Annotated in this window: 14 protein-coding genes; 8 read left to right on the plus strand and 6 right to left on the minus strand. The window is 61.9% G+C overall.

Annotated features, from left to right (window positions below; genetic code table 11):
* Both EOA22_RS14530 and EOA22_RS14535 read right to left on the minus strand, forming a co-directional pair.
* On the minus strand, nt 1-597 hold a 597-nt coding region (locus EOA22_RS14530; RefSeq protein ID WP_127390047.1), incomplete at its 3' end, for a phosphate ABC transporter substrate-binding protein.
* 91 nt (nt 598-688) lie between these two features.
* Nucleotides 689-1699: a fatty acid desaturase gene (locus EOA22_RS14535; RefSeq protein WP_024501297.1), complete on the minus strand. Its 1011-nt coding sequence runs from the start codon at nt 1697-1699 to the stop codon at nt 689-691.
* 230 nt (nt 1700-1929) lie between these two features.
* On the opposite strand from EOA22_RS14535, the gene EOA22_RS14540 reads away from it, so the two are divergent.
* Complete coding sequence (locus EOA22_RS14540; RefSeq protein ID WP_013531192.1) at nt 1930-2787, plus strand: helix-turn-helix transcriptional regulator; 858 nt, start codon at nt 1930-1932, stop codon at nt 2785-2787.
* A gap of 131 nt (nt 2788-2918) precedes the next feature.
* Nucleotides 2919-3941, plus strand: coding sequence for a betaine--homocysteine S-methyltransferase (gene bmt / locus EOA22_RS14545; protein WP_063168194.1), 1023 nt, complete (start codon nt 2919-2921; stop codon nt 3939-3941).
* Between the two features lie 15 nt (nt 3942-3956).
* On the opposite strand, the gene EOA22_RS37695 is transcribed toward bmt, so the two are convergent.
* The 3 genes from EOA22_RS37695 to EOA22_RS14560 all read right to left on the minus strand — a co-directional run bounded on the left by EOA22_RS37695 (nt 3957) and on the right by EOA22_RS14560 (nt 7132).
* Nucleotides 3957-4226, minus strand: a complete 270-nt coding sequence (locus tag EOA22_RS37695) for a hypothetical protein (RefSeq protein ID WP_024501300.1) — start codon at nt 4224-4226, stop codon at nt 3957-3959.
* A gap of 213 nt (nt 4227-4439) precedes the next feature.
* Nucleotides 4440-6569, minus strand: a complete 2130-nt coding sequence (locus EOA22_RS14555; protein ID WP_063168195.1) for a VWA domain-containing protein — start codon at nt 6567-6569, stop codon at nt 4440-4442.
* A gap of 2 nt (nt 6570-6571) precedes the next feature.
* Nucleotides 6572-7132: an RNA polymerase sigma factor gene (locus EOA22_RS14560; protein ID WP_013531188.1), complete on the minus strand. Its 561-nt coding sequence runs from the start codon at nt 7130-7132 to the stop codon at nt 6572-6574.
* Nucleotides 7133-7288: 156 nt separating this feature from the next.
* Between EOA22_RS14560 and EOA22_RS14565 the strand changes: the two genes are divergently transcribed.
* Genes EOA22_RS14565 through EOA22_RS14590 form a run of 6 tightly spaced genes read left to right on the plus strand, consistent with a single transcriptional unit; the run spans nt 7289 to nt 9643 of the window.
* Nucleotides 7289-7612, plus strand: coding sequence for a metalloregulator ArsR/SmtB family transcription factor (locus EOA22_RS14565; RefSeq protein WP_063168196.1), 324 nt, complete (start codon nt 7289-7291; stop codon nt 7610-7612).
* Nucleotides 7609-8034 (plus strand): SRPBCC domain-containing protein, encoded by a 426-nt coding sequence (locus EOA22_RS14570; RefSeq protein ID WP_013531186.1) that lies wholly within the window; start codon nt 7609-7611, stop codon nt 8032-8034. The genes EOA22_RS14565 and EOA22_RS14570 overlap by 4 nt, the downstream gene beginning before the upstream one ends.
* Nucleotides 8035-8088: 54 nt before the next feature.
* A complete protein-coding gene (locus EOA22_RS14575) occupies nt 8089-8310 on the plus strand; it encodes a hypothetical protein (protein WP_013531185.1) in 222 nt (73 codons plus the stop codon).
* 12 nt (nt 8311-8322) lie between these two features.
* The gene (locus tag EOA22_RS14580; protein WP_013531184.1) at nt 8323-8763 is read left to right on the plus strand and encodes a DUF1801 domain-containing protein; all 441 of its coding nucleotides are present in this window, start codon (nt 8323-8325) and stop codon (nt 8761-8763) included.
* Between the two features lie 39 nt (nt 8764-8802).
* Entirely contained in the window at nt 8803-9195 is a 393-nt protein-coding gene (locus EOA22_RS14585) for a VOC family protein (protein WP_063168197.1), read from the plus strand.
* 40 nt (nt 9196-9235) lie between these two features.
* Nucleotides 9236-9643 (plus strand): DUF1801 domain-containing protein, encoded by a 408-nt coding sequence (locus EOA22_RS14590; RefSeq protein WP_063168198.1) that lies wholly within the window; start codon nt 9236-9238, stop codon nt 9641-9643.
* A gap of 2 nt (nt 9644-9645) precedes the next feature.
* Here EOA22_RS14590 and EOA22_RS14595 read toward each other — a convergent pair.
* A partial coding sequence (locus EOA22_RS14595) for an NAD(P)/FAD-dependent oxidoreductase (protein WP_206521284.1) occupies nt 9646-9972 on the minus strand: 327 nt, incomplete at its 5' end.

Genomic DNA, 9972 nt, shown 5'->3' on the forward strand with positions numbered 1-9972 from the left:
GATGGAAGCGGGGTGACCGCCGCTCTCGCTACGCGACGAAAAGATGTCCAAGCCTTCGCCGGCCGCTTGCAGGTCGCGCGTCAGCGCAATGATGCCCGACATGGAATCGAGGCTGTTGAAGGTGAAGCGCTTGCCGCGGATCAGATCGAGCGGGATGAGAGCGCTGCCATCCGCAGGCGATCGAACTTCCGGTCCCTCGCCTATCCGCATCACCAGAGCGCTCGAATAGAGCTCGCCCTGCCCGCCTTCATAGGCGTCATAGCTCGGCTGGCCGACCACCTGCACATGCCTGGACAGGCCAAGTTCCATCGGCCCCCAGCAGGTCTGCGCGAACAGCAGCAAAGGATGCAGCCACAATCTATGGAAATCGAGTTCATCCGGCGGCAATGTCGCGGGATCGGGTGCGATCAATGCACCGGCAGCATCGCGAATTCCGCCCGGCACCGGCGGCAGGTCGCCATTGCGCCGCACGATGGCTTCCGGCGCGTCGATCCCCTTTTGCCGAAACGCATCGCGCAGCAGCACCCATTGCGCGTCGACCTCATCGCGCATTTCGGGCCAATCATACATCGGCAACGCCGCAACCAATTCACTCATGCCGATATCAAATCATCATGTCTGGAAAAAGGATCGCGAAAACGCGGCGTCCAATCAGAATTGGCCGACACGGATTCCGGGTAGGCCGGAATTATTCCTTGGGCGGCTCGGCGGGAACCGGCGCACTGCCGAGCCCGCTGATGCTGCGCGCCCTGATGCGCGGCTTGAAGGCCCTGCCCGGCTCAGGCGCACGCCGCAGCACCGGGTGCACGATCGGCTCTTTCGCCTTGAACGCATAGGCTTTGACCAGCGCGAAATAATTCGGATAGGCATAGCCATTGTTCATCCGCAGCCATTCCTCACGGCGGTCGCGAAACAGCTTGGGCAGCTTGTACCAGGCCACGGTCGGGGTCTTGTGATGGACGAAATGCAGATTGTTGTTGAGGAACAGGAACGACAGCGGCGAGCGCTCGACGATCACCGTACGGCCTTCCGGATGTTCCGACCATTGATGCTCGGCGAACGTACGGATCGAGATCAGCGACTGGCCGAGCCAGACCGGCACCAGAATGTAAAGCCACAGCGGGATGCCGAAGCCGAACTGAACGATCGGCAGCACGACGGCCAGGCCGATCGCATGCAGCAGCCAGGCCTTGCGGATCGGCTTGTCGCCGGCGATCACCTGCTTGGCATCGTCGATGAAGAAGCCGACGCAGGACAGCCACGGGCCGAGCACGAAGCGGCCTGCCATGGTGTTGTTGATCTTGAGCAGGAATTTCATCGTCGGCGGCAGCTCGTCATGCTGCCAGAGCGCCTGATAATAGCTTTCCGGGTCATCGAGCGGGTCGGTCAGCCGCTCGTCGGCGTGGTGACGCAGATGAATGGTCTTGAAGCGGCGGAACGGCCAGACCAGACCGATCGGCAGAAACACGAAGGCTTCGTTGACCCGCGCGTTGCGCGTCGGATGCCCGTGCAGCACTTCGTGCATGATCGACGACTGCAATGCGGCGGTGAAGGCGAGGACGGCGAGCGCCAGGACGGGATAGGAAGGCCAGAGCAGGAAACCGGTGGCGAGCCATGTCGCGTAGCAGAAGAAGGCGAGTACCACGGTTGGCCACTCAATGGCCCGTACGCTGTGTCGCCTGATGCTCTTGCTCGTCATGCTATCGACCACTGCCCCTCAGTCGCCGGAATCCCAATTGATTCCTGACAGCATTGTGTCAGGAGAAATGATTCCACTCAACGAGACAAAGTGCACAAACTGTTGCGATTGCGCATTTTTGACCGCACATGTTATACATTGTAAACAGACTTAGGGATTCATTTACGCCTAACGCCACCCTCGGAGCGGTTCCGGCGCAAATTTTTCCTCAATCCAGGTGGAGCACGGACATGGACAAGCGCGACCTGTCGACGATCTTCCGCGAGCGACTGAAAATGCTCTTGACACGCTCCGACCTGAACCAGTCGGCCTTTGCAACCGCGGTCGGCATCGACCGCTCGGCGCTGTCGCAACTGCTGTCGGGCGCCTCGACGCGCCTGCCCCGCGCCGAAACACTGCTTAACATCGCCGCCGAGTTCAAGGTGTCGCTCGATTGGCTCCTCGGCCTCAGCCAGGACGAAGGTCTCACCGGCGAAATCCGCGAAAGCCTGGAGATCGAAGAGGCACCGGATGGTTTCGACCGCACGCTGTTGGCCAAATGGCATGCCGAGGCGGCAGGCACCAAGATCCGCTACGTGCCTGCCGGCATTCCCGATCTTCTGCGCACCGAAGCGCTGGTCGACTACGAAGCCGGCATCGCCAACAAGAGCCGCCTGGCGCAGGCCGGCGAAACGCAATACCGCATCGACTACAACAGGCGGCCTGAGACCGACATGGAAGTCTGCATGCCGCGCCACACGCTGGAGATATTTGCCCGCGGGCTGGGTGTCTGGGACCGTTTCCCCGAAGCCGACCGGCGCGCCCAGCTGCTGCACATGGCGACGCTGCTCGACGACCTCTACCCGACCTTCCGGCTGTTTCTCTATGACGGGCGGATGCGCTATTCGATCCCCTACACCATCTTCGGACCCTATCGCGCCGCCATCTATGTCGGCGACATGTATCTGGTGCTCAACGCCACTCAGCCGATCCAGACGCTGATCCAGCACTTCGACAATCTGATCCGGGCCGCCGACATCAATGCGCACGAGGCGTCCGGCTTCGCGCACAGACTGGCCGGCATGTCGTTCCCAACAGGCACTGTCTGATCTTCGGCAACAATGATCCTTCGGACGGAAACCGGCCTCCGCATTGGTGGCCGCGTTGCCGCCATTCCATTGACTACACATAAAGACTTCTTTATATCCTTATTCGACTTCGAAACATGAAAGCCAATCCGATGACGACCACCAACCCGATCGATGCTCTGCTGGCCGAAAAGGGCGTGCTGCTGGCCGATGGCGCCACCGGCACAAACCTTTTCGCCATGGGGCTGGAAGCCGGCGAGGCGCCCGAGCTGCTCAACGAGACGGCGCCCGACACCATCACCAGCCTGCATCAGAATTTCGTCGATGCCGGGGCCGACATCATCCTCACCAACTCGTTCGGCGGCACCCGCCACCGGCTGAAGCTGCATCATGCGCAGGATCGCGTGCATGCGCTGAACCAGCGCGCCGCCGAGATCGCGCGCGCCGTCGCCGACAGAGCTGGCCGCAAGGTCATCGTCGCCGGTTCGGTCGGACCGACCGGCGAATTGCTGGTGCCGCTTGGCGCCATGACCTATGACGAGGCGGTCGACGCCTTCGCCGAGCAGATCGAGGGTCTCAAGGAAGGCGGCGCCGAAGTCGCCTGGATCGAGACGATGTCTGCTCCCGACGAGATCCGCGCCGCCGCCGAGGCTGCCATCCGCGTCGGCCTGCCCTACACCTATACCGGTTCCTTCGACACCGCCGGCCGCACCATGATGGGCCTGCTACCCAGGGATATCCACGGCGTCACCGACGGGCTGTCGCAGGCGCCGCTTGGCGTTGGCGCCAATTGCGGCGTCGGCGCGTCTGACATCCTGGCCTCGCTGCTCGACATGACCGAGGCGAAGCCGGAGGCAACGGTGATCGTCAAGGGCAATTGCGGCATTCCCGAATTCCGCGGCACCGAAATCCATTATTCCGGCACACCCGAACTGATGGCCGACTATGTCAGGCTCGCCGTCGATGGCGGCGCCAAAATTATCGGCGGCTGCTGCGGCACCTCGTTCCAGCACCTTGCCGCCATGCGCAAGGCGCTCGACGCGCACACCAAGGCGGATCGTCCGACGGTTGCCGCGATCGTCGAGCGCATCGGCCCGATGCGCAACAAGGCGGCGACGGAAAATACCGCCGAGACCAGCGAAGCCCGCCGCGAGCGCCGCCGCAGCCGGGCCTGAGCTTATCGGTTTCGATTATTCGCTGTTGTCGGCGTAGCTCGACTGCGCCGACTTGAAGTCGACCACATTGTCGCTGTGCATCGTCATCAGCGCGCCGGATGAAACCGGATCGGTTATCTGCTCCAGCATGATGCGGAAGCGGTCGTTGGTCAGCGCCGACATGGCGGTGTGGCGCGCCTGCGCGACATCGTCACTGATACGCCTGGATTCCGATGATGGGGCCGATGAAACCGCCGAAGCATCTCGTGCCGGCGGTGTCGAGTTGGCGATAGTCCTGATCTGCAATTTCGGCTCCCTCAAGCCCGGTACACCTGTCCTGCGTAACAAGCAGGGGGTTGCGATCCGCTACCGGAAATGCCGCGCAATTTAACGACCTGGAGATTCTCCGAAAAAAGGCCGGCAAGGGAATGAACCCCTCGCCGGCATGCCTCACCCGCCCGCGGTCGGTTTCCCCTGTCAGAACGATCCCATCTGAAAGAAACCGGCCGTCATCACCCACTACCGATTACCGCCCAGCGCCGAGGCAAGGCGCACAAGCGAGAGGAACTCGGACCTGTACCCAAACGGGTCGGCTCCTCGAGCGGCAGTGGCGATCTCCATGATCTTGTCGTAACCGAACTTCGCGGTCGCATCCTCGTCGCGCAGCTTCTGGCCGAAGGCGGCGACCGCGACGGAGAAGCGCTGGTCGGTGCTGGCCTGGTCGAAAGACGAGATCTCGTTGGCCGAGGTCACCGGCGTGGTGATCAGCTTCGAGACGTCTTCATTCGGCAGCTTGTAGCGGATCTTGACGAAGGCATATTCGTCCGCATTGGCAACGCCGCCATTGTCCACCGACGCCTGGCCATAACGCAGCGCGTCGATCTGTTCGCCGCCGCTGCCCTTTGGCGTGATTTCATAGATCGCGGTGACGGAATGGCCCGAGCCGATATCGCCGGCATCGACGCGGTCATTGTTGAAATCCTCGCGGTTCAAGGCGCGGGTCTCGTAGCCGATCAGGCGATATTCCGAGACCTTGTTCGGATTGAACTCGACCTGGATCTTGACGTCCTTGGCGATGGTGAACAGCGTCGACGATGCATCTTCGACCAGCACCTTCTCGGCTTCGGCCAGCGTGTCGATATAGGCGGCGGTGCCGTTGCCGTTCTGGGCGATGGTCTGCATCATCTGGTCGTTCAGATTGCCGCGGCCGAAGCCGAACACCGACAGGAAGACACCGGTCTTGCGCTCTTTTTCGATCAGCCGCTTCAGATCGTCGTCGTCGCTCTGGCCGACATTGAAGTCGCCGTCGGTGGCGAGCATCACCCGGTTGACGCCGTCCTTGACGAAGGATTTCTGCGCCAGCCTGTAGGCTTCCTTGATGCCCGCCTCGCCGGCCGTGCTGCCGCCGGGCGTCAGATTGTCGATGGCACTGAGGATCTTGTCCTTTTGGGACGCCTTGGTCGGCTCCAGGACCGTGCCGGCGTCACCCGCATAGGTTACGATCGAGATCGTGTCGTCGGCCTTCAGCTTGCTGACCAGCAGCCGAAAAGCCGATTTGAGCAGCGGCAGCTTGTCCGGCTCGTCCATCGAGCCCGAGACATCGATCAGGAAGACCAGATTGGCCTTCGGCTGCTCGGTCGGCTTGACGTCAAAACCCTTGATGGCGACATGCATCAGCCTGGTATGCGTGTTCCACGGCGTCGGCATGACGCTGACGGTCGAGTTGAATGGTGTCGAGGCCGACTCCGGACCCTTCCAGTCATAGGGGAAGTAGTTGATCATCTCCTCGACGCGGACAGTATCGACCTGCGGCAGGGTGCCCTGCTTCAGCGAGCTGCGCACGAAGGAATAGGAGGCTGTGTCGACGTCGATCGAGAAGGTCGAGACCGGATCCTCGAGTGCCGCATGCACCGGATTGGTCTTGAAATCCTCGATGCGGTCGCGGTTTTCCGGTTGCGGCTGCATCTGGTCGGCCGGCAAGGTCGACGGCTGCTGCGGCGCCATCAGCTTGGACTCGGCCGGCATGCGGGCCCGCGACGTACTGGGCGCACTTACGGCGCCATCCAATGCGAATTCGCCTGTCGGTGCCGGTGGCGCAGGCTCGGCCAGCACACCGCGCTCCAGTGCATTCTGTTGTGCCGCGCCGGAAGCAACGGTCGATTCGGATTTCTGCGGCGAGGCCGGCGCCACAGGCGCATCGGTCGCGTCGCGGCTTTCCACATCGGCGTCGGCTTTCTTGTCCGTCTCCAGCCCGGTCGGAGCCGGCTTCGGCTCGGCGGTCGTCGGCTTGACGGTCGCCGGCTTGACGGTCGCCGGCTTGTCGGCCAGCGTCTCGGTGATTTTCTCGTCGCCGCCGAATTTCGGCGGCTGTTCCCTCAGCATATGGAAGGTGGCGTATCCGGCGATCGGCAGGGCGACGAGCCCGGCAAGAACCGGCGTGGCAATGAGTTTCTTTTGCATGATCTCGCTCCAGAGCTTTTGTGCTCGCTCTGTGAGACGAAGCCCGCCAACCGATCCTTGGGTAACGGCAGAAATATTTTCCTGATCGTATGCACGCAGGGCGGCTTCGAAAGCACGTGCCTTGGCATCCTTGGCGGGCGCCGGCGCTGCTATATCGCGCAGTCTGTTGAGTTCGTTGTCGTCAACCATGGTCACACTTCCCCGGCCGCGCGCATCAGCGTCTTCAGCCGTTTCTTCGCTTCATGGATGTGCCAGGAAACCGTCGTCTCCGAGATTGTCATCGCCTCGGCCGCGGCCGCATGGCTCAACCCTTCGCCATAGACCAGCAGCACCGCGTCGCGCTGCTTGTCCGGCAATCGCCGGACGGCCGCCCACAGCGCTTCGGCAGGGTCTTCCGGTTCGACCGACGCCTCGCCCGAGATCAGTGCATGGACGCCATAGGCCTCGGTCTTGACGGTCTCGCGGGCGGACTTTCGCATCACGTCGCGCGCGGCGTTCATCGTCACGGAATAGAGCCATGTGGTGAAGGCGCCGCCGCCGCGATAGTCGCGGATCGCTTTGCCCAGCCTGACGCAGACTTCCTGGGCGATGTCTTCGGCATCGGCCTTCCTGCCGCACCAGCGATAGGCGGCGCGATAGACGAAGTCATAGTGCCTTTCCAGCAATGTGCTGAAGGCCCTCCTGTCTCCGCCCTTCGCCCGCCCGATCAGTTCGGCGTCGGAGGCTTCGCTCTCATCCAGCATCATCGCCATCATTTGCCTGTTGGACGAAGGCTAATGGCTAATCCTTGGGGCAATGGAAAGATTTTTTTGGAAACCGCCGGATCGGGACCGTCAACACCCCCGCTTGACATATCCATATCTCGACAGTTATACGTAAATCAATAGCCACAGGGTTATCGATCCCGGATGACGAACGCTCACGATGTCCTCTTCAGAACGCTCTCCGATCCGACGCGTCGCGCGATCTTCGAGCGCCTGTGCCGGCAAGGCGAGCAGACGGTCGGCGCCCTGACGGCTCAGTCGGGGGTCTCTCAACCTGCGGTGTCGAAGCATCTCGGCGTGCTCAAGCAGGCCGGGCTGGTGCGCGATCGCCATCAAGGACGGCAGACCCATTACAGCGCCCAACTGGCAGCACTTTCCCCACTGACCGACTGGACGAACCAGATGAACGCGTTCTGGCAGAGCCGGTTCGACGATCTCGAAAATTTGCTCAAAAGAATCGACCAATGACCAACATTGCGACCGAAACGCGCTCTGTCATCGTCGAACGTGAGATCCCCTATCCGCCGGAAAAAATCTGGCGCGCGCTGACCCAACCGCATCTGATCGAGGAATGGCTGATGAAGAACGACTTCAAGCCAGTCGTGGACCACCGCTTCAAGCTGCGGAAGGAACCGCAACCTGACGTGAGCATCGTTGTGGACTGTCAGGTAACAGCCGTCGAGTTGAACAAGACACTGTCCTACACCTGGCAGGCCTATGGCCTTGAGAGTGTCGTCACCTGGACCCTCGTGCCGACCAGCACAGGCACCCGGTTGCGTATGGAACAGTCCGGCTTCCGGCCGGATCAGGAGCAGGCGTATCGGGGCGCGACGAGCGGGTGGCGACAGTACTTTGCAAATCTGAGTCAGGTCCTGGCGCGGATAGATTGAAACTCGCAGGTGCGGATCGGTGGCCCGCACCGGCTGTTTTGACAGGAGGAACTATTGGACTGGAACAAGTGGGTTCGGCAAATGCATCGCTGGCTGTCGATCATCTTTGCGCTGACCGTCATCGCCAACTTCGCCACCATGGCATTCAGGCAGCCTCCCGCCTGGGTGGTCTACTCGCCGCTCCTGCCGCTCCTCCTGCTGCTGCTCAGCGGCCTGTACATGTTCGTGCTGCCCTATGCCGCCAAGGGACGCGGCGTGCAGCGTGCCGGCGGGTAGGAGTGGGGCAGAGTGGCCAAGACGCAGGGACAATCGACCGAGGCCAAGGCTGCGCCAGTGCTGCTCTCCGGCGGCAACCCGCAAATCGCCAAGGGCGACGGCGACGCCCCGGTGCAGGCCTATATCGCTGCGATGCCGGACTGGAAGCGCGGCCTGGGCGAGCGCCTCGACGCGCTCATCGTGGGCAACGTGCCTGACGTCCGCAAGGCCGTGCGATGGAACTCACCCTTCTACGGCATCGAAGGCCAGGGCTGGTTCGCGAGTTTCCATGTATTCACCCACTATGTGAAGATGACCTTTTTCAGTGGCATCTCATTGCAACCGATCCCACCAGGCGGCACGGCCAAGAGCAAGGATGTGCGCTGGATCGACATCCGCGAAGACCGGTTCGACGAGGCGCAAATGGCGGAATGGATCAAGCAGGCCGCCGCCCTGCCCGGCTGGACCCCGTAGCGGCCACAGACGCAAGAATACGACAGAGGAGAAAGAGCGATGAAGATCAAGCTGACCAGCGTGTATGTGGACAACCAGGAAAACGCATTGCGCTTCTACACCGACGTGCTGGGCTTCACCAAGAAGGCCGATTTCAGCAACGGGCCCTATCGCTGGCTGACAGTGACCTCGGCTGAAGAGCCTGATGGAACCGAACTGCAGCTCGCGCTCAACGACAACCCGGCCGCCAAGGCCTATCAGGAAGCCATCTTCCAGCAGGGTCAGCCTGCGGTCATGTTCTTCACCGACGACGTCAAGGGCGACTACGAGCGCATCAAGGCGAAGGGTGGCGCGTTCACCGTGCCGCCGACCGAGGTGACCGGTTCAACCATCGCCCAGCTGAACGACAGCTGCGGCAACCTCGTTCAGATCACCCAACTGGCGCGCTGGTGACAGGCAGCGGTTGAACGCGTCGACGCACAGGAGACACCAAATGACCCCCTCGCAACAGATCGACCAGTTGATCGCCGGTCTCTCGGACTGGCGCGGCGAGACGCTCGCCGACATCCGCAAGACCATCCTTGCAGCCGACCCGGACATCATCGAGGAGTGGAAGTGGATGGGCAGCCCGGTATGGTGCTTCGACGGCAACATCGTGGTCGGCAACGCCCACAAGGACAAGGTGAAGCTGACCTTTTCCCATGGCGCCAGCCTGCCGGATCCCGACAGGCTGTTCAACAATGGTTTTGGCGGCAAGGTGTGGCGGGCTATCGATGTGTTCAAGGGCGACAGGCTCAATGAGAGCGCTTTGAAAGAGCTCGTCCGTGCCGCCATCGATTACAACAAGGCCAAAAAGAAGAAAAAGGCGCCGGCAGCTACTGGGGCGAAGCCACGGAAGTAAGTCTATGCTGCCTGGCCTGCCACCCAGCCAGACGACCATGCCCACTGGAAATTATAACCGCCCAGCCAACCCGTGACATCGACGACTTCGCCGATGAAAAACAGGCCCGGCACGGATTTCGCCTGCATCGTCTTCTGGTCCAGCCCGTTGGTGTCGACCCCGCCCAGTGTCACTTCGGCGGTGCGGTAGCCCTCAGAACCGGCAGGCTTGATGCGCCAGTCATTGACTGCGGCAGCTATGGTTTTGATCTGGGCGTCCGCAAGATCGGCGAGGTTGCCGTCGATGCCGGTTCGTTCGGCGATCGACTGCGCCAGCCGCTTCGGCAGGGG

Source organism: Mesorhizobium sp. M7A.F.Ca.US.014.04.1.1 (assembly GCF_003998745.1).
GTDB lineage: Bacteria > Pseudomonadota > Alphaproteobacteria > Rhizobiales > Rhizobiaceae > Mesorhizobium > Mesorhizobium ciceri.